Origin of the sequence: Pseudomonas sp. P108, from assembly GCF_032613195.1 — a bacterium.
Lineage (GTDB): Bacteria > Pseudomonadota > Gammaproteobacteria > Pseudomonadales > Pseudomonadaceae > Aquipseudomonas.
This window is the reverse complement of sequence record NZ_CP126691.1, coordinates 1798569-1821804: the sequence shown is the minus strand read 5'-3', so window position 1 is coordinate 1821804 and position 23236 is coordinate 1798569. Positions and strand designations below refer to the sequence as shown.

Genomic DNA, 23236 nt, shown 5'->3' with positions numbered 1-23236 from the left:
GCCGCCTCATAGACTTGATTACAGATTCTGCGTTACGAACGAGAGCATCTGGTCAGCGGTGGAGATCACCTTGGAGTTCATCTCGTAAGCGCGCTGAGTGGTGATCATGTTGACCATCTCTTCAACAGTGCTGACGTTGGAGGTTTCCAGAGTGTTCTGCAGGGTCGTACCGAAACCGGCCAGACCCGGGGTGCCGACTTGCGGCGCGCCGGAAGCGGCAGTTTCCAGGAACAGGTTGTTGCCCACGGCTTGCAGACCGGCCGGGTTGATGAAGTCGGCGGTCTGCAGATTGCCGATCACCTGAGACGCAGCGTTGCCAGCAACCGTGATGGACACGGTGCCGTCACGGCCGACGGTGAAGGTCTGGGCATCGTTCGGAATGACGATGGCCGGTTCCAGAGCGAAACCGCTGGCGTTGACGATCTGGCCGTTGGAGTCGAGGTGGAAGGTACCGTCACGGGTGTAGGACGTGGTGCCGTCCGGCTGCAGAATCTGGAAGAAACCGCGACCGTCGATGGCCATGTCCAGCGGCTGCTCAGTGGTTTGCAGGCTGCCGGCGGTGAAGTTTTTCTGGGTGCCGACGATGCGCACACCGGTACCCAGTTGCAGACCCGACGGCAGTTCGCTGTCCTGGGTCGACTGGGCGCCTGGCTGGCGCTTGATCTGATACAGCAAGTCCTGGAACTCGGCGCGATCACGTTTGAAACCCGTGGTCGACACGTTCGCCAGGTTGTTGGAAATGGTGGTCAGGTTGGTGTCCTGGGCGGACAGACCGGTTTTGGCAACCCATAGAGCCGGAAGCATTCGATTCTCCTCGTGCGCCTGTTTTTCGGCGCGACGTTCTGATAATTAGCTGATCTGCAAGACCCGAGCCATGGCCTGGTCGTCGTCTTTGGCGGTGTTCATCATTTTGACGTGCAACTCGAACTGCTTGGCCAAGGCCAGCACCGAGGTCATCTCTTCAACGGCGTTGACGTTGCTCGACTCAAGGAAACCCGACACCAGTTTGACGTTGGCATCGGCCGGCGCAGGCTGGCCGTCCTTGGTGTAGATCGAGCCGTCGAGGCCCTTGTTCATGTTCTTGATGTCCGGGTTGACCAGCTTGATCCGGTCGACTTCCGCCATGACACGCGGGCCTTCGCCCATCGCACGAATACTGATGGTGCCGTCTTCGCCGACTTCGATCTGCTGCTCGGGCGGCACGGCGATCGGACCGCCATTGCCCATGACCGGCATACCGTTGCCGGCACGCAGCACGCCGAGGGCGTCAACGTTGAGGCTGCCGGTGCGCACGTAGCTTTCGCCGCCGTTCGGGTTCTGCACGGCGATAAAACCGTTGCCGGTGACGGCGACGTCGAGGTCACGACCGGTCTGCACCAGCGAGCCTGGCGTGAAGTCGGTGGCGGGCCGTTCGCTCATGGCAAACGCACGCGCCGGAAAGCTGTCACCGAACACCGGCATCGAACGCGCCTGCTCCAGGTCGCGCTGAAAACCGTTGGTGGAGATGTTCGCCAGGTTGTTGGCATGCGCCTTTTGCGCCAGCGCGTTCTGGCTGGCGCCGGTCATTGCCACATAAAGGTACTTGTCCACACTCTTTCCTCTGCATGCCGGACGTTTGCCGCCCACCGCTGTACTGCTGAGCCATAAGCAATTTGCAGACCAACTTTTTTCTGGCGCACAAAGGCCCGGTAAACAAAGGACTTGAGGGATGGCGAGGGGAAATGTGAAATGTATCGAAGTCGAAAAACCGGCGGTGTTATGCCGCTTGGCGGCAATCCCTCGAATGATCGTTCCCACGCTCCGCGTGGGAATGCCTCAATGGACGCTCTGCGTCCGCTTTGGGACGCGGAGCGTCCCGGGCTGCGTTCCCACACAGAGCGTGGGAACGATCACGTGCTGCCCGACTCTTTGCCGACTTCGTATTCACGCAGCTTGTTGGCAATGGTGGTATGCGAAACCCCCAAACGCTTACCCAACTGCCGACTGCTCGGATGCTCGGAATACAACCGCTCCAGCACCGCTTTCTCGAAGCGCCCGACAATCTCGTCCAGCCCACCCTCCAGCGAGAAATCGCCAAGCGGCTGACGCACGCCGTAATCCGGTAGACGAATATGCTCGGCTTTCACCGTGCCGCCCTCGCACAGCGAAACTGCCTGGAATAAAACGTTTTCCAACTGCCGCACGTTGCCCGGCCAATGGTAATGACTGAGTCGATCCATCGCCGCCGGCGCCAGTTTCGGCAGCGAACAGCCTATCTGCCGACTGGCCTGATCAAGGAAGTGCTCGACCAGCGGGGTCAAGCCGTCGAGGCATTCGCGCAGCGGCGGGATGTGCAAGGACAGTACATTCAAGCGGTGATACAAATCCTGGCGAAACTCGCCGCGCGCGCACAGCTCGGACAGGTCCACCTGGGTGGCGCAGATCACCCGCACATCCAGGTAAACCTCTTCATCGCTGCCGACGCGACGGAAGCAACCGTCCTGAAGAAAGCGCAGCAGTTTCACCTGCAAGCGCGGGCTCATCTCACCGACGCCATCAAGAAACAGCGTACCGCCCGCCGTCAACTCCAGCAGCCCGAGCTTGCCTTCGGCCCGCGCACCTTCAAAGGCGCCGGGGCCGTAGCCGAACAGCTCGGTCTCGGCCATCGACTCGGGCAGGCCGGCGCAGTTGAGCGCCATCAGCGGCGACTGCCCACGCGGACTGGCGAGGTGGCAGGCACGCGCCAGCAACTCCTTACCGGTGCCGGTTTCGCCTTCAATCAATAGCGGCGCATCGAGCGGGGCCATACGCCGCGCTTCACGCACGACGGCGGCCATCACTTTCGAACTCTGGAAGATGCTGTCGAAGCCCCGCAGCTCCTGCTTACGCACGTTATAGATGCGCTCGCCAACGCGGTCGGCGCGATGCAAGGTCAGCACCGCGCCGGCCATGGCTTCGCTGTCGTCATGCTCCGATTGCAGCGGCGCGATGTCGGCCAGAAAGATGTCGCCCTTGACCTTGACCCGCATGCCGTTGATTCGCGATTTATTCGCGCGCACCAGTTCCGGCAAGTCGAAATCTTCGGCATAGCGCGACAGTGGAATCCCCGGCACCTCATCAACGCGCACACCGAGCAACTGCGCCGCCGCGCGGTTGGCCGCGACGATCGAGCCGCCCATGTCGATCGACAGCACCGGAAACTCCAGCGCGCCGAGCAAGGCGTTCAACTCCATGTGCCGCCGCTCGCTGGGCATCAGCCCTACCCGCTTGACGCCGAACACCCCGGCGATCGCCTCGAACTTCGGGCGCAGCGCTTGAAACTGAATATTGATCAGGTTCGGACAGTGCAGGTAGATCGCATTGCCATGCTCGCCACCGACCTCACCGCGCGCCACGTTGATCCCGTAGGCGACCAGCAGGTTGAGGATGTCGCGCAGGATGCCGATGCGGTTCTGGCAGTGGACTTTGATGCGCATATAAATCGCCCGAATAAACGATGAGAAACCTGTAGGAGTGAGCCTGCTCGCGATGGCTTTGGGTCAGTTGATATTGATGCTGACTGATACACCGCTATCGCGAGCAGGCTCACTCCTACAGGGGACCGCGCCAGACTTTTCTGTGGTGGCACGCAGATAGTTGTCAAGATTATGTGACAGCCATCAGGCTTTTCAAACCTGAAAATCACCGAAAATGCGCGACGGCGGTCAATCCGTAACGATAACTTTACGAATTAAAGAGAAATTTCCTACGCGCAAGCCATTCAACCTGCTGCACATCAACCCGCTCTCAGGTAATTCTGAATCCATCGCTGGACATAACAAGAACGAATTCCCCTAGCAGGAGAGCAGTATGAAGCAGACGCAATACGTGGCCCGCGAGCCCGATGCGCAAGGTTTTATCGACTACCCCGCCGAAGAACACGCGGTGTGGAACACGCTGATCACTCGCCAATTGAAAGTGATCGAAGGGCGTGCCTGCCAGGAGTACCTGGACGGTATCGAAAAACTCGGTCTGCCCCACGACCGCATTCCGCAACTCGGCGAGATCAACAAGGTGCTCGGCGAGACCACCGGTTGGCAGGTTGCTCGTGTTCCGGCGCTGATTCCCTTTCAGACCTTTTTCGAACTGCTGGCCAGCAAGCAATTTCCGGTCGCTACGTTTATTCGTACCCGCGAAGAGCTGGACTACCTGCAAGAGCCGGATATTTTCCACGAGATCTTTGGTCACTGCCCGCTGCTGACCAACCCGTATTTCGCCGAATTCACCCACACCTACGGCAAGCTCGGCTTGCAGGCGACCAAGGAAGAACGCGTGTACCTGGCGCGTCTGTACTGGATGACCATCGAGTTCGGCCTGGTCGACACCCCGCAAGGCAAGCGCATCTACGGCGGCGGCATTCTGTCCTCACCGAAAGAAACCGTTTACTCGCTGTCGGACGAGCCTGAGCATCAAGCCTTCGATCCGCTCGAAGCCATGCGCACGCCGTATCGCATCGACATCCTGCAACCGCTGTACTTTGTTCTGCCGAACCTCAAGCGTCTGTTCGACGTGGCTCATGAAGACATCATGGCCATGGTTCGCCAAGGCATGCAGCTGGGTCTGCACGCACCGAAATTTCCGCCGAAACCCAAAGCCGCGTGAACCGCGACTTTTGCTGACAATTGAGCCTGTCAGTCGCCGCCACTTTGGTTTAGCGTGACGGCATTGACGGCTCAAACGCTTGAATAAAAAAAACACACTCGATTTCAGGAATACACCATGTCGACTTTGAACCAAGCCCACTGCGAAGCCTGCCGCGCCGATGCGCCACAAGTCAGCGACGAAGAACTGCCGATCCTGATCAAGCAGATCCCTGACTGGAACATCGAAGTACGCGACAGCATCATGCAACTGGAGAAGGTCTTCCTGTTCAAGAACTTCAAACACGCGCTGGCCTTCACCAACGCTGTCGGTGAAATCTCCGAAGCCGAAGGTCACCACCCGGGCCTGCTGACCGAGTGGGGCAAAGTCACCGTGACCTGGTGGAGCCACTCGATCAAAGGCCTGCACCGCAACGACTTCATCATGGCCGCGCGCACTGACGAAGTGGCCAAGACTGCAGAAGGACGCAAGTAATGCACTTCGACGCCATCGGCCGGGTACCCGGCGACCCGATCCTCGGCTTGATGGAGGCGTATGCGCAGGACACTAACCCGCGCAAATTCGACCTGGGCGTTGGCGTCTACAAGGACGCCCAGGGCCTGACGCCGATCCCGGAAGCGGTGAAAATTGCTGAAGCACGATTGGTCGAAAGCCAGGACACCAAGACCTACATCGGTGGCCACGGCAACCCGCTGTTCGGCAAAGTCATCAATGAGCTGGTGCTCGGCGCCGACTCGAAGCTGATCGCCGAACAACGTGCCGGCACGACTCAGACCCCGGGCGGCACTGGTGCCCTGCGTCTGGCTGCCGACTTCATCGCTCAGTGCCTGCCGGGCAAAGGCGTGTGGCTGAGCAACCCGACCTGGCCGATCCACGAAACCATTTTCGCCGCGGCCGGGGTCAAGGTCAGTCACTACCCGTACGTGGGCAGTGACAACCGCCTCGACGTCGAAGCCATGCTTGCCGTGCTCAATGAAGTGCCGAACGGTGATGTTGTGTTGCTGCACGCGTGCTGCCACAACCCGACCGGTTTTGACTTGAGCCATGACGACTGGCAGCGCGTGCTCGAAGTGGTGCGCAAGCGCAATCTGCTGCCGCTGATCGACTTTGCCTACCAGGGTTTTGGCGATGGTCTGGAACAGGATGCTTGGTCGACACGCTTGTTCGCGGCCGAGGTGCCTGAGCTGCTGATTACCAGTTCCTGCTCGAAGAACTTCGGTCTGTACCGCGATCGAACCGGTGCGCTGATCGTCTGCGCGAAAAGCGCCGACAAGCTCATCGACATCCGCAGCCAACTGGCCAATATCGCCCGTAACCTGTGGTCGACGCCGCCGGATCACGGTGCGGCGGTGGTCGCAACGATCCTCGCCGACCCAGAGCTGAAAACGCGCTGGGCCGATGAAGTGGAAGCCATGCGTCTGCGTATTGCGCAACTGCGCAGCGGTCTGGTCGAAGCCCTGGAGCCGCATGGCCTGCGCGAGCGCTTTGCGCACATTGGCGTGCAACGCGGGATGTTCTCTTACACCGGCCTGTCGCCGGAGCAAGTGAAACAACTGCGCGAGCATCACAGCGTGTACATGGTCAGCTCAGGCCGGGCGAACGTTGCCGGTATCGACGCTACGCGCCTCGCGCTGCTGGCCGACGCCATCGCCAGCGTCTGCAAGTAATCCCTCCCATGCTCGTTCCCACGCTCCGCGTGGGAATGCAGCCCGGGACGCTCCGCGTCCCAACAGCGGACGCAGAGCGTCCATTGAGGCATTCCCACGCAGAGCGTTGGAACGATCAACCCGCCCACTTTGCTCCCCTGCGGCCATCTGTCGCATTAATTTGAATTAAAAGTCTGATTGTCATTTTTCCTGCTGTATCCTGCGCAGGCTTTCCAAAAGCGCGGATCTACCAGATCTATCAACAGACTTAGCGAGGAGCGCAACCATGCACGAGATTCCTAATCTCCCCTTCCCAAGCCTGCACGTACCTGAGCAGACGACCACGCAGCAAGCCGGCGCCCAACAGCCCGAGCCGAAAGAAGCCGTTGAGAGCCGCCCGGCCGACAACGAAGAGTAAGACCCCGTCGTACAGACCGTGTGGAAAGCGCTAACATGCGCTTTCCACACTGCCTGAACCCGAGCCTGCCATGACCGACGAATTCTCTGAAAGCCAAGCCGCCGTACTGATCGGTGCGACCGAGAAAATGATCGAGATCTGGAATCGCCTCTCGCCCGAGAAACAGGCCGCCCTGCTCGCCCGTTTCGGCACTGAAGAAAACGCCCTCGCTGCCCTGGTTACCACGCAGATGGTCGCCCCGGACAAGCCTTGAAGCCGCCCTACGGCAAATAGTTTTACTTTTCCCGCCCCAGAGTCCTCCACGCCGGTATCATAAGCAGCCTATCTAATCTGCCGTTCCCGTGGATCGTTACCCATGTCGTCCTCTATGCCAGAACCCCAGCGTCCCCTGGCGGTCACGCTGCAAGTCGTCTCCATCGTGCTCTTCACCTTTATCGGTTATCTGAACATCGGTATTCCGCTCGCGGTATTGCCGGGTTACGTCCACAGCGATCTGGGCTTTGGCGCAGTGATCGCTGGCCTGGTGATCAGCGTGCAATACCTCGCCACCCTGCTCAGCCGCCCGTATGCCGGCAAGATCATCGACAACCAGGGCAGCAAGCGCGCGGTGATGATTGGCCTCGCCGGGTGCGGCTTGAGCGGTGTGTTCATGCTGATTTCGGCGTGGACACCAAACCTGCCGATGCTTAGTTTGATCAGTCTGCTGATCGGTCGACTGGTATTGGGCAGCGCGGAAAGCCTCGTGGGCTCCGGCTCGATTGGCTGGGGCATTGGCCGCGTTGGCGCGGCAAACACCGCCAAGGTGATTTCCTGGAACGGCATCGCCAGTTATGGCGCACTGGCGGTCGGCGCGCCGTTCGGCGTGTGGCTGGTCGCCCAGTTGGGTTTGTGGAGCATGGGCGTCAGCATCATCCTGCTGGCCGCGCTCGGCCTTCTGCTCGCCTGGCCAAAAACCCCGGCACCGATTGTCGCCGGCGAACGCCTGCCGTTCATGCATGTGCTCGGCAAAGTGTTTCCCCACGGTTGCGGTCTGGCGCTGGGCTCGATCGGTTTTGGCACCATCGCCACCTTCATCACCCTGTATTACGCCACCCAGCATTGGGACAACGCGGTTTTGTGCCTGAGCCTGTTCGGGGCCAGCTTCATCGGCGCGCGCCTGCTGTTCGGCAACCTGATCAACCGTCTCGGCGGCTTTCGCGTGGCGATTGCCTGTCTGTCGGTGGAAACCCTTGGCCTGCTGCTGTTGTGGCTCGCGCCGGACGCGCATTGGGCGTTGGCCGGCGCGGCGTTGAGCGGGTTTGGTTTCTCGCTGGTATTTCCGGCGCTGGGTGTGGAAGCGGTGAATCTGGTGCCGGCGTCCAGCCGTGGCGCAGCGGTTGGCGCCTATTCGCTGTTCATTGATTTGTCGCTGGGGATCACCGGGCCACTGGCCGGGGCGATTGCGGCAGGCTTCGGTTTCGCCTCGATCTTCCTGTTCGCCGCCCTCGCCTCGCTAAGTGGATTGGCGCTGAGCGTGTATCTCTACAAGCACACCGCAAAGTACCGCGAAGACTAGAAATCCACCTTGCCGCGCCCGGCCTTGATGCTGCCGCGCTTGGTTTTCGATTCGAGCCGACGCTTCTTTGAGCCGAGGGTCGGCTTGGTCGGACGGCGTTTCTTTTCGACTTTGGTGGCGCTGAGAATCAGCTCGACCAGACGCTCCAGCGCATCGGCGCGATTGGCTTCCTGCGTGCGGTATTGCTGGGCCTTGATGATCAACACGCCATCGCTGGTGATGCGACTGTCGCGCAGCGCCAGCAGCCGCTCCTTGTAGAACTCGGGCAACGACGAGGCTGGAATGTCGAAGCGCAGGTGCATGGCGCTGGAGACCTTGTTGACGTTCTGCCCACCGGCGCCTTGTGCGCGAATGGCCGTCAGTTCGATCTCGGCATCCGGCAGATGCACGTTGTTGGAAATCACCAGCATGGAAAAACGCCCTTAATCAGAGCGCACAGGATACCGCGATTAACCGCAAAGCGACCTGTGGCCTGCAGGCGCAACTTCCGGCGCACTTATATCGAGCGTCATTTCGAGTTACCATTGCGACCTTTAAAACTACCCGTTTAATGCAGGAAGCAGACTTATGAGCAACAAGGCAGTTATCGTGTTTAGTGGTGGCCAGGACTCTACGACTTGCCTGATCCATGCACTGACCAACTACGATGAAGTCCACTGCATTACCTTTGATTATGGTCAGCGTCACCACGCGGAAATTGAAGTTGCGCAGCAACTTTCCAAAAAACTCGGCGTGACCGTGCATAAAACGCTGGATGTGTCCTTGCTCAACGAGCTAGCCATCAGCAGTCTGACGCGCGACAACATTCCGGTCCCGACCGTTAACAGCTCCGGCGAGAGCCTGCCAAGCACCTTCGTCCCGGGGCGTAACATTCTTTTTCTGACCCTGGCCTCTATCTATGCCTATCAAGTCCAGGCTAAAACGGTCATTACCGGTGTTTGTGAAACCGACTTCTCAGGCTACCCCGATTGCCGGGATGAGTTCGTCAAGGCCTTGAATAAAGCCCTTGAATCAGGCATGGACTATAAGCTGCAACTTGATACGCCATTGATGTGGCTGAACAAGGCAGAGACCTGGGCCTTGGCTGATTACCACCATCAACTGGAACTGGTTCGCGAAGAGACTTTGACTTGCTACAACGGCATCAAAGGCGTTGGATGTTCCGATTGCGATGCCTGCCATCTTCGTGCAAAAGGCTTGAATGAGTTCCTGAACAATAAATTGCAGGTCACTCAAAGCTTGAAAGAGAAACTCGGCTTAAAGTAAAACCGCGACAAGAAGCGCTCACTCCAGCATGCCGCCAACAGTGAGCGCCCTCCTCTCTTACTGCGTCTGCGCACCCGTCAGATATTTCTTGAACAAAGACCTTGCCCCGTACGCAGGCAAAATATTAAAGAATGCGAAACCCACTTTGATTGCGATCTGAACGTAGATCATGCCCAGTATCGCGCTATTTTCCATCGTCCCGTAGAAAGCGATGTAGCAGAAAAGAAAACTGTCGATGATCACGGCAAACAGTGTGCTTAAAAACACTCGCAAAAACAGGAATCTGGAATTCGTGAGTTCCTTGATCTTGCACAACAGATATGAATTTATGTTCTCGGAAACCAGAAAGGATATAGAAGACGCTACCAGGACTGCGGACAACTGACTGATAACATCATTGTAAGCCCCATCGAGTTTCCAGCCCGGCAGTCCCGGAAGATGGGTAGTGATGGCCAGCAGAATGATAATCGCGGCATTACTGATGAATGCGAACAGGATCGCTTTTCGCGCGAGCCTCAGGCCAAACGTTTCGTTGAGCAAGTCGACGATCAGAAACGTCAGCGGATAGAGGAAGGTACCCGGCGTTACGACAATATCGAAATACTCGAGGTAGATCGGTTTTGTCGCAGCAATACTGGTGAAAATGTAAAGCGTGAACAGCATCAGGTTCAGGATGATGTAGATCATCCAGGAACTCTCATGCCGGTCATTTATTTCGTAAGCGGTGAGTGCTCCACCCTGCGAGTAAAACTTCTTGTAGAGGTTTTTCACTTCGATCTTGTTCAGATTATCCATAATCTCACTATTCAACACTTCACTTAGCTTTATTTTAATTATTTTGCCTGTCGCGATGACCATGATGACGGCCAGGCTTTTTCCATTCTCGAATCCCAGCAACTTGTACTTGCTGTTTTCCATTTCAACACTGCAATCCATTAAATCGTTCCTCGATTACATCTCCGATCACGCATACACGATCCGTGTCAAAGCTGCCTTCATGGCTTATAGATAACTTCGCTGTGATTTTGTCATACACCAGTTTTTCCCTGTCGCTGCTCGACGCTCCTTTCTGCACGATCAACAGATCGCCGGGCTCATTCATGCCACTGATTTCGTTTTCCAGAAGTACGCCAATCAGGTTGAAAGACGCGCCAAAATAGTAAGTCAGCGGATAAATCGTGGCCAACTCACCAATTCTTTTATCCAGACTTTGCAGCAGCATGCTTTCCTTGATGACAGGCACAGCGGCTGGATTCATGTTGCCCTGTGGCGAAATACTGCTTTCGATGATTTCCTTTTCTTCAAAATCAAGCGTCTCTATTTCTTCGTAAGACACCCCGAAGAAATCGGAAATCTTGCGAACAGTGGACTGCTGGACATTAACCACCTTGCCTTCAAGGATGTTGTAGATGGTCGTTCGGGTCAAACCACTGGAGTGACACAAGGACAGCTGCGTCTCCCCGCGACTCTTGATCAGGTACTTGATATTGTTCTTCAGATTCTCCGATCTTTCTCTTCTATGCATCACATGCTTATCATCCATTTTGAACTGCAATCAATGTCACGTCCCGAATGATCATTCCGGACATACACAAGTGAGGTAGGAAATTGCAGTTTTATCCCTGTCAGTGCCGCGCGAAATCATAGCACCCTCCCTCCCTGGATTCGGTATAAAAAGTCAGCTTTCACAGGCTGTAACCCGCCCACTTGCAGGATCATTTCAGCCTCTGGACTGATCCGTCCGTTCTGTTGCCTTTCACCCGGTGCCTGAAAGTCGGCACTGAGCAATGCCTGTTTTACACCCGCAGCGCCTACAAAAAGAATCATTTTCTTTGAATAATGTTCATTTTTTTGATTAATTCTGTGGCGTTCCTCACTGAAAAATCTATGATGCGTCGAGCCGGCTTCTCATTTTAGAGAGTGAAACAACAAAAAACGGGAGGCCTGTACAGGGTTTGGTTTTGCACGCACCGCGGCAGAACATGGATTCGCCTGTACAGATTCGGCAAGCAGGATGTTCGCATCACGCAAAACCAGGGAAGGCGCGCTGCTGTTCGCAGCGCACAGTAAACAGGGAAGGAATCAAGCAATGGCATTCACTACTGAACCGCTCAAGAATCAGGCTGACTTGTTGCGACGTGGCCTGGCGGATCTTCGCGCAGAAGATGCCGAACTGGCGGCCATTCTCGATGCTGAAGTCACGCGTCAACAGCACACGCTTTCGTTGATCTCATCTTCCTGCGCAGTGCAACCACGAACCTTGGTGGCATGCGCTTCAGTGCTGGTCAACGTGACAGCTGAAGGCATATCCGGCAAGCCTCACAGCGCAGGATGCGAGAACGTCGAACGGGTCGAGTCGCTGGCCATCCGCAGGGCGCGGGAACTGTTCGCGGCCCAATACGCCAACGTCCAGCCGCACTCGGCGTCGAACGCCGTTTACCAGGTGCTGACAGCCTTGCTGGAGCCGGGCGATACCTTGCTGGGCATGGCAGTGGAACACGGTGGTCATCTGACGCATGGCAGCCTCGCTGCGTTTTCCGGCGCCTACTACAAGGCGATCCAGTACGGCACAACATCCGACGGCCTCATCGATTACGACAAGGTACGCCTGCTGGCGCTCGCCCATCGCCCCCGCGTCATCCTCTGCGGCGCAACCGCCTATTCGCGAGTGGTGGACTTCAAAAGGTTTCGTGAAATTGCCGATGAAGCCGGTGCCATCCTGCTCGCCGACATTTCGCATATCGCCGGGCTTGTCGCCACCGGGAGGCACCCAAGCCCGATCGACGCCGCACACGTCACCGTGACTTGCACGCACAAACAACTCGCCGGACCTCGGGGTGGCGTGATCCTCAGCGGGCGTGACGCGAACACCAAGATTCCCGGCTTGCGGACCACCTTCAGCCGCCTCCTCGATCAAGCCGCTTACCCGCGAATGCAGGGCACGCCTGCCGCCAATATGATCGCGGCAAAGGCTGCGGCGCTGGGCTACGCAATGTCTGCCGAATTCGATGCCTGCATGGCGCAGATCCGCAGTACGGCGGATGAAATGGCCAAGGCGTTTCAGGCACTGGACTATGAAGTGGTCGGCGGCTGCAGTGAAAACCATACGGTACTGGTTCGCTTGCGTGGCGGCATTACGGGCGCCATCGCGGAGGCGGCGCTGGGGCATTGCGGGATCATCGTCAGCAAACATCGCGTACCCGGCGACCCCCGCTCGGCACTTGTTACCAGCGGGCTGCGCATCGGCACGGGTGCCTTGGCGCAACGCCGGGTCGATGTCCACGGCAGCCGCCAGATCGTCAATTTGATCGGCCGGATTCTGAATACTGTGGCGCCGCTCGGCGAACAGGATTACACGCTGGAACCCCTGCTCCTTGCGCAGTTTCGCTCAGAGGTCGAAACCTTGTGCAGGGATTATCCGGTCGCCGACTACGTATAGCACCTCGACTCACAGCATTTGCGCATACAAAAAAACCGGCACTCAGGCCGGTTTTCTTGTTTCTGCGTCAGCGCTTACTTGGCGGCACCTGCCGCATGCACGGCCTGCTGCGCGCCGCGCTTGTTCTTGATCACGTAGCAGCCCCACATGAACACGACCCACACCGGAATCGCGTACACCGAGATCTGAATGCCCGGGATCAGCAGCATTACGCCAAGGATGAACGCGACGAACGCCAGGCAGATGTAGTTGCCGTACGGATACCACAGCGCCTTGAACAGCGGCGTCTGCTTCGTCTTGTTCATGTGCTGGCGGAACTTGAAGTGCGAGAAGCTGATCATCGCCCAGTTGATCACCAGCGTTGCAACCACCAGCGACATCAACAGTTCCAGCGCGTGCTGCGGGATCAGATAGTTGAGCAACACAGCGACCAGCGTCACCGCCGCCGAAGCCAGAATCGAACGCACCGGTACACCACGCTTGTCGATCTTCGCCAGACCTTTCGGCGCATCGCCCTGCTCGGCCATGCCCAACAGCATGCGGCTGTTGCAGTAGGTGCCACTGTTGTACACCGACAACGCGGCGGTCAGGACCACGAAATTGAGGATGTGCGCGGCGGTGTTGCTGCCAAGCATCGAGAACACTTGCACAAACGGGCTGCCGCTGTACGAATCGCCGGAGGCGTTGAGGGTTTCCAGCAAGCTGTCCCACGGGGTCAGCGACAGCAGGATCACCAGCGCACCAATGTAGAAAATCAGGATCCGGTAGATCACCTGGTTGATCGCTTTCGGGATCACGGTTTTCGGCTTGTCAGCTTCAGCAGCGGTGAAACCGAGCATTTCCAGACCGCCGAAGGAGAACATGATGATCGCCATGGCCATCACCAGACCGCTGACGCCATTGGGGAAGAAACCACCGTGCGACCACAGGTTGCTCACCGAGGCCTGCGGGCCGCCGTTGCCGCTGACCAGCAGGTAGCTGCCGAGCGCAATCATGCCGACGATCGCCACGACCTTGATGATCGCGAACCAGAATTCGGCCTCACCGAAGACTTTGACGTTGGCCAGGTTGATCGCGTTGATCAGCACGAAGAAGGCTGCCGCAGAGACCCAGGTCGGGATGTCCGGCGCCCAGTAGTGGATGTATTTGCCGACCGCGGTCAGCTCCGACATGCCCACCAGAATGTACAGAATCCAGCAGTTCCAGCCCGACAGGAAGCCGGCAAAGCCGCCCCAGTACTTGTGCGCGAAATGGCTGAAGGAACCGGCCACCGGCTCTTCGACAATCATCTCGCCGAGCTGGCGCATGATCATGAAGGCGATGAAGCCGCAGATGGCGTAGCCGAGGATCATCGACGGGCCGGCGGATTTCAGCACCCCGGCCGAGCCGAGGAACAATCCGGTACCGATCGCGCCACCGAGGGCGATCAGTTGAATGTGGCGATTTTTCAGGCCGCGTTTCAGCTCGCCTGATTGCGAGGGTTGTCCACTCATGAAAAAGGTCTCACGCAAGGTTTGATGGTGTTCAGTAGACGTTGCTGCAAGGTTGCGATTTCAGGCAGCCCCGATCAAACCCCAGCGCAGGCACCAGGAGTTCAGCTTGTTTACAACGGTCATGCGTCACCTGTTTGTTTTTATCTGTGACGAAATCGAACCCGAAACGCTTGTGGCGCCACGGAGTGAACAAGGCGGGTAGCCTTGAGATTGCGCGATTACGCAGAGGGTCACAGTTAAAACGCGGCGCATTGTACACCGCTAACCCCCTGCTGCCAGACCCCGCTGGATCAGCGTGTCGGTTGCCGGGATTGCGTGTGTCCGCCTCGAGACGCTCGGGCGGCTGCAAAAATTGAGTCAGGCCTTTGCAGGCCATCGGCGTGGACGAGGAAAAAACCGTCCCACGGAGAGAGGTGGAGATCAGTCGCGGCGTTCATTGCGCCTCCTTCTTGTTATGCACCTGCACGACAGGCATGGGGCGCATCTCACCCTGCCAACGCCGCTGAAACAAGCGCGCCAGAGCCTTGCGCAACGCCCGGCCAATCAGGCTTCGGCAGCTTTTCCTTACAGCGCGCATGGAAGTCTGGATTCACTCGGTTTTATCGGCTTTTTTGTAAACATTTCTTTACGACGCGTAACGCAGAGTTTCCATTTCAGAAATATCTGTCAGACGTCTGCAAATTGACGGTAGCTAGCTTGCTAATGAAACGTGCCGTTTAGTTTTTTGTTTTCAAATAAGAAAACTGCCGCTGAAAAACAGAATAAAAAGTCTATTTAAAAATTAAATAAATAATTTTTTGCATTACAAAAGTCCCTGAACTAGGTTCTTCACGTCTCGCCGGCCACCTCGACCGGCCAGTCACAACCGTGAAAGTCATCTAGGAGATCGACCATGCAAGCACTGGAAAAAGACTTGGATACCGAACTGCAACTGGACGAATGGTTTGAAGCACCGACCCACGAGGCGGCTGTAGAAATGATGCAAGCCGACGCGGTAGTTCCGTTCGGCACGGCGATGTGGCCTCTGTAAGACATCCCGGGCAGGCACGATCCGGCCGGTCGTGCCTGCCGCTTTCTTCACGGTCAGTCAGGGAGGACTCATGGATAAGCCCCGCGCGATCTCGCATTTCCTTTACTACCTCGAACACCACCCTGCCCTTGCCGGCCTCGACTCGGCGAAGGTACTGCTCGGCCACACGGCTGATTACGAAGCGCTGACCGGCGCCATCGCCGAACAGGCTGGCGATCATCCTCGTTTCCAGTTCAGCGCCCGACGCCTGGACCTGGAAAGCACCGCAACGCTGACCTCGGCAATCACCGACAGCGATCTGTACATTTTCTTCTACGACTCTTCCACCCTGCCCAACCCGCGCCCCGATGGCCCGGAGTTCGTCCGCGCGCTGCAAGGCGTGATGGCGGAAAACTGGAAGAAGTCGCTGCTGTTCAAGGACTACGGCGAGTATTTCTACGACACCTTCAGCGTCACCCCGCAGCGGATTGCCGGGCTCAACAGTCACCTGATCCAGCGCATGTCCCAGGCGACCACGCTGAGCTTCAAGGACGACGACGGCTCATGGTTTGAAACGCCGCTGAGCAGCATCAAGAAATGGACCGACATCAACGGCGTCGGCAACTTCGACCTGGCCCCCGGGGAAATCGCGACTCATAGCGAAGCCATCAACGGCCATGTGAAATTCAAGGGCACATTCCTCAGCACCATTCCGTTTGCACGCAAATACGGCGTGCTGGAATCACCGCTGGAACTGTGGATCGAGAACTCGACCATCAGCCGCATCGCCACGGACGTGCCGGGGCTGGAGCATGACTTCAACAAATACCTGGACGCCAATCCTTCGAACCGGCGGATTGAAGAGCTGGGGATTGGCACCAACGAAGGCGTGAAGGATCTGTATGCGCGCAATGCCGGGTTTGAGGAACGGCATTGTGGGTTGCACCTTGGGTTGGGTGGTGGCGCCAAGGGTAGTCATCATCTGGATCTGATCTTTTCTGGCGGGGTGTTGGCGCTGGATGACAAGCCGGTGTTTGATGGGCGGTTTGTGTTTTAGGGCCGGCACCTGATCATTCCCACGCTCCGCGTGGGAATGCAGCCCGGGACGCTCCGCGTCCCTCTAGAGCCGAACGCGGAGCGTCCGTTGAGGCATTCCCACGCAGAGCGTTGGAACGATCGGTGTGCGCCAGACGAAAAAAAACGCCAACCCTGCGGTTGGCGTTTTTTCATTCGGCGCTAAACCCGATCACTCAGGTTTCTTGCGACCAAACCCCGGACGCTGACCGGAACCTGCCGGTGCACCACGACGTTTGCCCGACGGCTTGTCGCCATCAACCAGCTTGATCCCCGGACGCTTCGGCGCAGGCTTGGCCGGACGCTTGTTGGTGGTGTCTGCTGGACGATCCGCCACTGGCGTACCACGACCGGCAGGTGCACCACGCTCGCCACGCTCAGTGCGACCGTTGGCCGGACGCGGAGCGCGCTCGCCGTCACGGGCGACTGGCTTGCGACCTGGACGCTCGCCTTCGATCTGCGGCTCACGGCTTGGGCGTGGGCCGGTCGGCGCGCCAGCGGCTGGACGCAGCGTGCGGACGCGCTCGGTCTTGCCCATCGGACGCGACGATTTGCGCTGCATGCGCTCAAGCTTGTCTTTGCTCTTGGCGTTCAGCTGCGGCATCGCAACCGGCGTCAGGCCGACTTCAGCACTGAGGATGTCGACTTCGTACTGGCTCATTTCGCGCCAGCGGCCCATTGGCAGGTCGGAGTTGAGGAACACCGGGCCGAAACGCACGCGTTTCAGACGGCTGACCACCAGACCTTGGGATTCCCACAGACGACGAACCTCACGGTTACGACCTTCCATCACCACGCAGTGATACCAGTGGTTGAAACCTTCGCCACCCGGGGCCTGCTTGATGTCGGTGAATTTGGCCGGGCCATCTTCCAGCACCACGCCAGCCTTCAGGCGCTCGATCATTTCGTCGTCGACTTCACCGCGTACACGCACGGCGTACTCACGGTCCATCTCGTAAGACGGATGCATCAGGCGGTTGGCCAGTTCACCGTCGGTAGTGAACATCAGCAAACCGGTGGTGTTGATGTCGAGACGACCGATGTTGATCCAGCGACCTTCTTTCGGACGCGGCAGCTTGTCGAACACGGTCGGACGGCCTTCCGGGTCGTCACGGGTGCAGATCTCGCCATCGGGCTTGTTGTACATGATCACGCGGCGTACCGATTCGGCCGCCTCTTCGCGCTTGATGACCTTGCCATCAATGGTGATGGCGTCGTGCATGTCGACGCGCAGACCGAGGGTGGCGTCTTTGCCATTGACCTTGATCCGGCCCTGGCTGATCCAGGATTCCACGTCACGGCGCGAGCCGACGCCGATACGGGCGAGGACTTTCTGCAGTTTTTCGCCTGCTGGGCCGATTTCCTGGTCGTCTTTCTGAATGATGTCGCTCATCTGGGCACCTCCCGGTGTGGTCTGTTCAGGCGGCGCCTGAAGCATTGAAATCTGGGTACTCAGCCGAAGGGATCGGCGAAGGGTCGCGAATCATACGCGGATGTGCGCCGTCGCGCATCAGAGACTAGCTGATCGATCGACAGTTATTTCTTTTTCCGCCGACCGGCGCTGCCCAGTTTGATCAGGCGCAGCGCGGCTTCGGCCAGCACGGTGCGCTTGTCGTCCTTGTCGAGTTTCTTCCAGGCTTTGATTTCGCGCTTGCTGCGGCCGCAGCCGAGGCAGATGTCGTCGCTGAATTTGCAGAGGCTGATGCACGGGTCTTTGGTGGAACTCATCACTCACTCCAAATATGCACCGTTTCCTGTGGGAGCGAGCCTGCTCGCGAAAGGGCCCTGTCAGTCGACATCATCGTTGTCTGACACACCGCATTCGCGAGCAGGCTCGCTCCCACAGTTGTTCGTAATCAGTCTTCGAATTCGCGGCGTTCGGCTTCGATGGCTTCGGCCAGGGCGCGGGCCTCGGCTTCTTCTTCGCTCAGCTCCGGTTCGGGTTCTGGCGCCGGTTGTTCGAGGGCGGCGACGACAGCCAACAGCTTTTCGCGGGCTTCGGCGACGCCAAGAATGTCCTCTTCCGGTTCGGCTTCTGGCTCGGCTTCAAGTTCAACTTCGATGGTGGGCTCGGCGATCTGTGGCTCAGGCTCAGTCTCGGTTTCTGCATCAACCGTCGGTGCCTCACCATCCACCGCATCCCGCAGCAAATCGTCGAAGTCGGTCTTGATCCCCTCTTCCATGCTGTCCAGTTCCAGGAGCAGCGTATGGAAACTGGTCTCTTCCTTCTCCTCCTCCGGCTCGGCGCTGGCGTCGGCCAGTTCCTGCAAGCCCTGCGGCACCGGGGCGTCGTCGAAATCAAGCACCGGGTCAGTTTCCATCTCGCGCAGTTCGGCGAGCGGCGGCAGGTCTTCGAGGTTCTTCAGGTTGAAGTGATCGAGAAACATCTTGGTGGTGGCAAACATCGCCGGTTTGCCCGGCACATCGCGGTAGCCGACGACGCGGATCCACTCACGTTCCAGCAAGGTTTTGACGATGTTGCTGTTTACCGCCACGCCACGCACGTCTTCGATCTCGCCACGGGTGATCGGCTGGCGATAGGCGATCAGCGCGATGGTTTCCAACAGCGCACGGGAATAACGCTGCGGGCGCTCTTCCCACAAGCGGCCAACCCACGGCGAAAACTTCTCGCGGATCTGCAAGCGATAGCCCGACGAGACTTCCTTGAGTTCGAAAGCACGGCCCTCGCAGGACTTGCCGAGCAGGGTCAGGGCTTTCTTGAAAACTGCAGGCTCGGGGCGTTCGCCCTCTTCAAACAGTTCAAAGAGGCGCTCAAGGGATTGCGGCTTTCCCGAGGCCAACAGAAAGGCTTCAAGCAGGGATGCCAGCTCGCGGGGTTCAGTCAGGTTCATGTTTCGACTCGTTATTCGGCTCGGGCTCGCACGTGGATCGCGGCGAACGGCTCATTCTGCACCAGCTCGACCAAGGATTCCTTGACCAGTTCAAGGATCGCCATAAAGGTCACTACCACACCCAGCCTGCCCTCTTCGGCGGTGAACAGTTCGACGAACGGCACAAATCCGCCGCCCTTGAGCCGTTCCAGCACATCACTCATGCGCTCACGGGTCGACAGTGCCTCGCGGCTGACCTGGTGGCTTTCAAACATATCGCCACGGCGCAGCACTTCGGCCATGCACATCAAAATCTCTTCCAGCGCGACATCCGGCAACAGCTTGCGCGCGCGGGCTTCCGGGGCGTCGAGCCTGGGCACGATCACGTCACGACCGACCCGGCTCAAGCCGTCGATACCTTCGGCGGCCGCCTTGAAGCGCTCGTATTCCTGCAAGCGGCGGATCAGTTCGGCGCGTGGGTCGTCCTCTTCGTCTTCGACGGTTTCAGCGCGCGGCAGGAGCATGCGCGACTTGATCTCGGCGAGCATCGCGGCCATCACCAGATACTCGGCGGCGAGTTCCAGGCGCACCGACTGCATCAACTCGACATAGCCCATGTACTGGCGGGTGATTTCCGCCACCGGGATGTCGAGGATGTTGATGTTCTGTTTGCGGATCAGGTACAGCAGCAGGTCGAGCGGCCCTTCAAAGGCTTCGAGAAAGACTTCCAGCGCATCCGGCGGGATGTACAGGTCGAGCGGCATTTCCATGACCGCCTGGCCATAGACCATGGCAAACGGCAGCTCTTGCTGAGCGCCGGCCTGGGGATCGGCAACGGTTTCCACTGCGGACATTCAGGCCTCGACCATGAACGGCGTCGGATCGCCGCAACCGACGCGAACCACTTCCGGGTCGTCACCGGTCAGGTCGATCACCGTGGAGGCCTTGATGCCGCCGAAGCCGCCGTCGACGATCAAGTCCACCTGATGTTCGAGCAACTGGCGCATTTCGTACGGATCGCTCAGCGGGTCTTCATCGCCGGGCATGATCAGGGTCACGCTCATCAGCGGCTCGCCGAGTTCGGCCAACAGCGCCAGCGCAATCGGATGGCTCGGCACACGCAAGCCGATGGTGCGCTTCTTCGGATGCAGCAGCAGGCGCGGCACTTCGCGGGTGGCGTTGAGAATGAAGGTGTACGGCCCCGGCAGGTGCGCCTTGAGAATGCGGAAGGTGCCGGTGTCGATCTTGGCGTAGTTGCCCAGTTGCGACAGGTCGCTGCAGATCAGCGCAAAGTTGTGCTTTTCATCGAGCTGACGCAGGCGACGCACGCGCTCGATCGCGGTTTTATCGCCGATTTGGCAACCGATCGCGTAGGAAGAGTCCGTGGGATAAACCACCACCCCGCCCTTGCGGATGATCTCGACCGCCTGTTTTATCAGGCGCGCTTGCGGGTTTTCCGGATGTATCTGGAAAAATTGACTCACATTCTCTACCTGTTCAGACGGCGGCAATATCTGTGTCATGTTTGAACCGACACCACAGGGGTGGAAGGTCCTCGGGAACCGGCCGGTACTGGCCGATCTCGGACCAGCCGCCAGGGCCATGGAAGTCACTGCCGGCGCTGACCAGCAGACCGAACTCACGGGCAAGGATTGCCAGGCTGCCCACCTGTTCCGCAGGCTGATGGCCATTGACCACCTCGATCGCATGCCCGCCTGCTTGAATATAGTCGGCAATCAGCTTTCGGCGCTTGCTGCGGGTGAAATCGTAGTGCCACGGATGCGCCAGGCTGACCCAGGCTCCGGCGGCTCGCAGTGTACCGACGGTGTCTTCCAGCGTCGGCCAGTGCAACTTGACGTCGCCCAGCTTGCCGGCACCGAGCCACTTGCGGAATGCCTCGGCGCGATCCTTTACAAAACCTTCACGCACCATCCAGTCGGCGAAATGCGGACGGGCCGGCGCGTTGCCGCTGTCGCCCAGTTCCTGCTGGATTTTCCGCGCACCGTCGAGCGCACCGGGCATGCCTTTAAGGGCGAGCTTGCGGCTTATTTCTTCCGACCGCAGCCAGCGGCCATCGTGCAATTTGGCGATGGCCTCGACCAACGGTACCGCATTGACGTCGAAACCGTAGCCCAACACATGAATGGTCGCGCCGCCCCAGGTGCAGGACAACTCGACGCCGTTGACCAGCTGCATGCCCAATTCATTGGCCGCCGTGCGCGCTTCGGCGAGACCTTCGAGGGTGTCGTGGTCGGTCAACGCCAGGACTCGCACGCCGTTCTCGAACGCACGCGCAACCAGAACCGCAGGCGCCAGGGCGCCATCGGAGGCCGTGCTATGGCAGTGCAAATCAACATTCACGGGGAGTTGTAACCTCAAATCAGCTGGCGCTATCGCGCGCCCATATGTTTGTTATTATGCCGCCACATCCAGCTTCTGGCTCTCACTGTGAAACAATTCATCGATTTCATCCCGCTTCTGCTGTTCTTCATCGTTTACAAACTTGATCCACGGGTCGTCGACATCGCTGGCCATGAAGTGACTGTAGGCGGTATTTACAGCGCCACGGCGATGCTGATCATCAGTTCCCTGGTGGTGTACGGCGCGTTGTTCATCAAACAGCGCAAGCTGGAAAAGAGCCAATGGCTGACCCTGATCGCCTGCCTGGTGTTCGGCAGCCTGACACTGGCCTTCCACAGCGAAACCTTCCTGAAGTGGAAAGCGCCGGTGGTCAACTGGCTGTTTGCCGTGGCCTTCATCGGCAGCCACTTCATCGGCGATCGCCTGTTGATCAAACGTATCATGGGCCACGCGCTGACCCTGCCGGATCCGGTCTGGACCCGCCTGAACATCGCCTGGATCGCCTTTTTCCTGTTCTGCGGCGCTGCCAACCTGTTCGTCGCCTTCACCTTCCAGAGCTACTGGGTGGACTTCAAGGTGTTCGGCAGCCTGGGCATGACCCTGGTGTTCCTGGTCGCACAGGGCATTTACCTGTCGCGCCATCTGCACGATGCCGATACCACAACTCCAAAAACCGAGGACTGACATGCTCTACGCCATCATTGCCACCGACGTCGCCAACTCGCTGGAAGCCCGCCTGGCCGCGCGCCCTGCGCATCTGGAACGCCTGCAAGCGCTCAAGGGCGAAGGCCGCATCGTACTGGCCGGCCCGCACCCGGCCGTCGACAGTAATGATCCGGGCGCAGCGGGTTTCACCGGCAGCCTGATCGTTGCCGAATTCGACTCCCTGAGCGCCGCGCAAGCGTGGGCTGACGCCGACCCGTACATCGCCGCTGGCGTCTACGCCAACGTGGTCGTCAAACCATTCAAGCAAGTCCTGCCGTAACTTTCCTGCGCAAGTCTCTCCCACGCGATGAACCTTGTCGGTTCATCGCGTTCTCAATCGCTCATTATTCTCGTTTGCCTGCCGACAACCTGCCCAATATCCATTTGGAAGCAGGTGTTGCGATGCGCAAGGGTCCGTTGTGTCTGATGTTGGTCACGTTGTCGATCATGGCGCCCGCCCATGGTGAGGAATCCACCGAAGGCGGCAGCTCCACGCCATTGTCGTTAAGCGCCGGCAGCCAGATCACCGAGTTGCAGCAGCGCCTCAAGGCCAGCGAGCAGCAGCGGGAAGAACTGAGCAAGCAACTGCAAAATGCCGACAATACCCGCGAGAGCGCCCAGCTTGCCCGGTTGCGCCAGGAGAACCAGCGTCTCAAGCTGCAACTCAAGGAAGCCCAGGCAAGTCCCTTGCCGCGCCTGCTGACCGACCAGCAGCAGTGGTTCGTTACGGGAGGCGGAGTAGCGCTATTGGCGCTGCTCTGCGGTATCTTTGCCAGTGGAGCAAGCCGAAAACGTCGGCAATGGCTAAATTGAGTGAGT

26 protein-coding genes are annotated in these 23236 nt (G+C 58.6%); 13 read left to right on the top strand and 13 right to left on the bottom strand.

Annotated features, from left to right (window positions below; genetic code table 11):
• Window positions 1–18: 18 nt before the first annotated feature.
• The 3 genes from flgG to QOM10_RS07985 all read right to left on the bottom strand — a co-directional run bounded on the left by flgG (window position 19) and on the right by QOM10_RS07985 (window position 3455).
• Window positions 19–804 (bottom strand): flagellar basal-body rod protein FlgG, encoded by a 786-nt coding sequence (gene flgG, locus QOM10_RS07995; RefSeq protein ID WP_007920118.1) that lies wholly within the window; start codon window positions 802–804, stop codon window positions 19–21.
• Between the two features lie 45 nt (window positions 805–849).
• Window positions 850–1590 carry a flagellar basal body rod protein FlgF gene (locus QOM10_RS07990; protein WP_064119567.1) on the bottom strand — a complete coding sequence of 247 codons (741 nt, stop codon included), beginning with the start codon at window positions 1588–1590 and terminating at the stop codon, window positions 850–852.
• Between the two features lie 299 nt (window positions 1591–1889).
• The gene (locus QOM10_RS07985) at window positions 1890–3455 is read right to left on the bottom strand and encodes a sigma-54-dependent transcriptional regulator (protein WP_127926292.1); all 1566 of its coding nucleotides are present in this window, start codon (window positions 3453–3455) and stop codon (window positions 1890–1892) included.
• Window positions 3456–3828: 373 nt separating this feature from the next.
• On the opposite strand from QOM10_RS07985, the gene phhA reads away from it, so the two are divergent.
• From phhA to QOM10_RS07955, 6 genes are all read left to right on the top strand, one after another.
• Window positions 3829–4620, top strand: coding sequence for a phenylalanine 4-monooxygenase (phhA, locus tag QOM10_RS07980; RefSeq protein WP_007920123.1), 792 nt, complete (start codon window positions 3829–3831; stop codon window positions 4618–4620).
• A 117-nt stretch (window positions 4621–4737) separates the two neighbouring features.
• Window positions 4738–5094 carry a 4a-hydroxytetrahydrobiopterin dehydratase gene (locus QOM10_RS07975; protein ID WP_003222798.1) on the top strand — a complete coding sequence of 119 codons (357 nt, stop codon included), beginning with the start codon at window positions 4738–4740 and terminating at the stop codon, window positions 5092–5094.
• A complete protein-coding gene (locus QOM10_RS07970; protein WP_160038771.1) occupies window positions 5094–6287 on the top strand; it encodes an amino acid aminotransferase in 1194 nt (397 codons plus the stop codon). The genes QOM10_RS07975 and QOM10_RS07970 overlap by 1 nt, the downstream gene beginning before the upstream one ends.
• A 265-nt stretch (window positions 6288–6552) precedes the next feature.
• Entirely contained in the window at window positions 6553–6684 is a 132-nt protein-coding gene (locus QOM10_RS07965; protein WP_008088845.1) for a hypothetical protein, read from the top strand.
• 70 nt (window positions 6685–6754) lie between these two features.
• Window positions 6755–6937, top strand: coding sequence for a hypothetical protein (locus QOM10_RS07960; RefSeq protein WP_127926289.1), 183 nt, complete (start codon window positions 6755–6757; stop codon window positions 6935–6937).
• Between the two features lie 114 nt (window positions 6938–7051).
• A complete protein-coding gene (locus QOM10_RS07955) occupies window positions 7052–8239 on the top strand; it encodes an MFS transporter (RefSeq protein ID WP_174245103.1) in 1188 nt (395 codons plus the stop codon).
• On the opposite strand, the gene arfB is transcribed toward QOM10_RS07955, so the two are convergent.
• Window positions 8236–8649 (bottom strand): alternative ribosome rescue aminoacyl-tRNA hydrolase ArfB, encoded by a 414-nt coding sequence (arfB, locus tag QOM10_RS07950; RefSeq protein WP_007920134.1) that lies wholly within the window; start codon window positions 8647–8649, stop codon window positions 8236–8238. The two genes, QOM10_RS07955 and arfB, sit on opposite strands and share 4 nt — an antisense overlap.
• A 157-nt stretch (window positions 8650–8806) precedes the next feature.
• Here arfB and queC point away from each other — a divergent pair, with 157 nt between their 5' ends.
• Window positions 8807–9505, top strand: a complete 699-nt coding sequence (gene queC, locus QOM10_RS07945; RefSeq protein WP_316917837.1) for a 7-cyano-7-deazaguanine synthase QueC — start codon at window positions 8807–8809, stop codon at window positions 9503–9505.
• A 57-nt stretch (window positions 9506–9562) separates the two neighbouring features.
• On the opposite strand, the gene QOM10_RS07940 is transcribed toward queC, so the two are convergent.
• Both QOM10_RS07940 and QOM10_RS07935 read right to left on the bottom strand, forming a co-directional pair.
• A complete protein-coding gene (locus QOM10_RS07940) occupies window positions 9563–10441 on the bottom strand; it encodes a queuosine precursor transporter (protein WP_122608336.1) in 879 nt (292 codons plus the stop codon).
• Window positions 10425–11030, bottom strand: a complete 606-nt coding sequence (locus QOM10_RS07935; RefSeq protein WP_127930367.1) for a helix-turn-helix transcriptional regulator — start codon at window positions 11028–11030, stop codon at window positions 10425–10427. Before QOM10_RS07935 ends, QOM10_RS07940 begins: the two co-directional genes overlap by 17 nt.
• 564 nt (window positions 11031–11594) lie before the next feature.
• Here QOM10_RS07935 and glyA point away from each other — a divergent pair.
• On the top strand, window positions 11595–12944 hold the full coding sequence (gene glyA, locus QOM10_RS07930; RefSeq protein ID WP_316917836.1) for a serine hydroxymethyltransferase: 1350 nt from the start codon (window positions 11595–11597) through the stop codon (window positions 12942–12944).
• A 74-nt stretch (window positions 12945–13018) separates the two neighbouring features.
• Here glyA and QOM10_RS07925 read toward each other — a convergent pair whose 3' ends face one another.
• Window positions 13019–14437 (bottom strand): amino acid permease, encoded by a 1419-nt coding sequence (locus QOM10_RS07925; protein ID WP_160038767.1) that lies wholly within the window; start codon window positions 14435–14437, stop codon window positions 13019–13021.
• 892 nt (window positions 14438–15329) lie between these two features.
• Between QOM10_RS07925 and QOM10_RS07920 the strand changes: the two genes are divergently transcribed.
• Both QOM10_RS07920 and QOM10_RS07915 read left to right on the top strand, forming a co-directional pair.
• Entirely contained in the window at window positions 15330–15467 is a 138-nt protein-coding gene (locus tag QOM10_RS07920; protein ID WP_003222780.1) for a hypothetical protein, read from the top strand.
• A 70-nt stretch (window positions 15468–15537) separates the two neighbouring features.
• Window positions 15538–16503: a leucyl aminopeptidase gene (locus QOM10_RS07915; RefSeq protein ID WP_127926284.1), complete on the top strand. Its 966-nt coding sequence runs from the start codon at window positions 15538–15540 to the stop codon at window positions 16501–16503.
• A gap of 189 nt (window positions 16504–16692) precedes the next feature.
• Here the strand turns inward: QOM10_RS07915 and rluB are convergent, their stop codons facing one another.
• From rluB to QOM10_RS07885, 6 genes are all read right to left on the bottom strand, one after another.
• Window positions 16693–17913 carry a 23S rRNA pseudouridine(2605) synthase RluB gene (rluB, locus tag QOM10_RS07910; RefSeq protein ID WP_038363752.1) on the bottom strand — a complete coding sequence of 407 codons (1221 nt, stop codon included), beginning with the start codon at window positions 17911–17913 and terminating at the stop codon, window positions 16693–16695.
• A gap of 143 nt (window positions 17914–18056) precedes the next feature.
• Entirely contained in the window at window positions 18057–18248 is a 192-nt protein-coding gene (locus QOM10_RS07905; protein ID WP_127926283.1) for a DUF1289 domain-containing protein, read from the bottom strand.
• A gap of 128 nt (window positions 18249–18376) precedes the next feature.
• The gene (gene scpB, locus QOM10_RS07900) at window positions 18377–19372 is read right to left on the bottom strand and encodes an SMC-Scp complex subunit ScpB (RefSeq protein ID WP_316917835.1); all 996 of its coding nucleotides are present in this window, start codon (window positions 19370–19372) and stop codon (window positions 18377–18379) included.
• 11 nt (window positions 19373–19383) lie between these two features.
• On the bottom strand, window positions 19384–20082 hold the full coding sequence (locus tag QOM10_RS07895) for a segregation and condensation protein A (RefSeq protein ID WP_174245102.1): 699 nt from the start codon (window positions 20080–20082) through the stop codon (window positions 19384–19386).
• A 123-nt stretch (window positions 20083–20205) separates the two neighbouring features.
• Window positions 20206–20835 (bottom strand): L-threonylcarbamoyladenylate synthase, encoded by a 630-nt coding sequence (locus QOM10_RS07890; protein ID WP_038363745.1) that lies wholly within the window; start codon window positions 20833–20835, stop codon window positions 20206–20208.
• A 13-nt stretch (window positions 20836–20848) separates the two neighbouring features.
• Entirely contained in the window at window positions 20849–21712 is an 864-nt protein-coding gene (locus QOM10_RS07885; protein ID WP_160038759.1) for a PHP domain-containing protein, read from the bottom strand.
• An 87-nt stretch (window positions 21713–21799) separates the two neighbouring features.
• Here QOM10_RS07885 and QOM10_RS07880 point away from each other — a divergent pair, with 87 nt between their 5' ends.
• The 3 genes from QOM10_RS07880 (at window position 21800) to QOM10_RS07870 (ending at window position 23230) form a co-directional block, all read left to right on the top strand.
• Window positions 21800–22396 (top strand): septation protein A, encoded by a 597-nt coding sequence (locus tag QOM10_RS07880; protein ID WP_127926280.1) that lies wholly within the window; start codon window positions 21800–21802, stop codon window positions 22394–22396.
• Window position 22397: 1 nt separating this feature from the next.
• Complete coding sequence (locus QOM10_RS07875) at window positions 22398–22697, top strand: YciI family protein (protein ID WP_007919677.1); 300 nt, start codon at window positions 22398–22400, stop codon at window positions 22695–22697.
• Window positions 22698–22819: 122 nt separating this feature from the next.
• Window positions 22820–23230 (top strand): translation initiation factor 2, encoded by a 411-nt coding sequence (locus tag QOM10_RS07870; RefSeq protein WP_127926279.1) that lies wholly within the window; start codon window positions 22820–22822, stop codon window positions 23228–23230.
• Window positions 23231–23236 lie beyond the last annotated feature (6 nt).

Coding starts and splice junctions, on each gene's coding strand:
- flgG (WP_007920118.1), bottom strand. CDS start 804: ATGCTTCCGGCTCTATGGGTTGCCAAAACCGGTCTGTCCGCCCAGGAC.
- QOM10_RS07870 (WP_127926279.1), top strand. CDS start 22,820: ATGCGCAAGGGTCCGTTGTGTCTGATGTTGGTCACGTTGTCGATCATG.
- queC (WP_316917837.1), top strand. CDS start 8,807: ATGAGCAACAAGGCAGTTATCGTGTTTAGTGGTGGCCAGGACTCTACG.
- arfB (WP_007920134.1), bottom strand. CDS start 8,649: ATGCTGGTGATTTCCAACAACGTGCATCTGCCGGATGCCGAGATCGAA.
- QOM10_RS07875 (WP_007919677.1), top strand. CDS start 22,398: ATGCTCTACGCCATCATTGCCACCGACGTCGCCAACTCGCTGGAAGCC.
- QOM10_RS07905 (WP_127926283.1), bottom strand. CDS start 18,248: ATGAGTTCCACCAAAGACCCGTGCATCAGCCTCTGCAAATTCAGCGAC.
- QOM10_RS07935 (WP_127930367.1), bottom strand. CDS start 11,030: ATGCATAGAAGAGAAAGATCGGAGAATCTGAAGAACAATATCAAGTAC.
- glyA (WP_316917836.1), top strand. CDS start 11,595: ATGGCATTCACTACTGAACCGCTCAAGAATCAGGCTGACTTGTTGCGA.
- QOM10_RS07975 (WP_003222798.1), top strand. CDS start 4,738: ATGTCGACTTTGAACCAAGCCCACTGCGAAGCCTGCCGCGCCGATGCG.
- QOM10_RS07985 (WP_127926292.1), bottom strand. CDS start 3,455: ATGCGCATCAAAGTCCACTGCCAGAACCGCATCGGCATCCTGCGCGAC.
- QOM10_RS07960 (WP_127926289.1), top strand. CDS start 6,755: ATGACCGACGAATTCTCTGAAAGCCAAGCCGCCGTACTGATCGGTGCG.
- phhA (WP_007920123.1), top strand. CDS start 3,829: ATGAAGCAGACGCAATACGTGGCCCGCGAGCCCGATGCGCAAGGTTTT.
- QOM10_RS07925 (WP_160038767.1), bottom strand. CDS start 14,437: ATGAGTGGACAACCCTCGCAATCAGGCGAGCTGAAACGCGGCCTGAAA.
- rluB (WP_038363752.1), bottom strand. CDS start 17,913: ATGAGCGACATCATTCAGAAAGACGACCAGGAAATCGGCCCAGCAGGC.
- QOM10_RS07965 (WP_008088845.1), top strand. CDS start 6,553: ATGCACGAGATTCCTAATCTCCCCTTCCCAAGCCTGCACGTACCTGAG.
- QOM10_RS07940 (WP_122608336.1), bottom strand. CDS start 10,441: ATGGATTGCAGTGTTGAAATGGAAAACAGCAAGTACAAGTTGCTGGGA.
- QOM10_RS07920 (WP_003222780.1), top strand. CDS start 15,330: ATGCAAGCACTGGAAAAAGACTTGGATACCGAACTGCAACTGGACGAA.
- QOM10_RS07915 (WP_127926284.1), top strand. CDS start 15,538: ATGGATAAGCCCCGCGCGATCTCGCATTTCCTTTACTACCTCGAACAC.
- scpB (WP_316917835.1), bottom strand. CDS start 19,372: ATGAACCTGACTGAACCCCGCGAGCTGGCATCCCTGCTTGAAGCCTTT.
- QOM10_RS07955 (WP_174245103.1), top strand. CDS start 7,052: ATGCCAGAACCCCAGCGTCCCCTGGCGGTCACGCTGCAAGTCGTCTCC.
- QOM10_RS07970 (WP_160038771.1), top strand. CDS start 5,094: ATGCACTTCGACGCCATCGGCCGGGTACCCGGCGACCCGATCCTCGGC.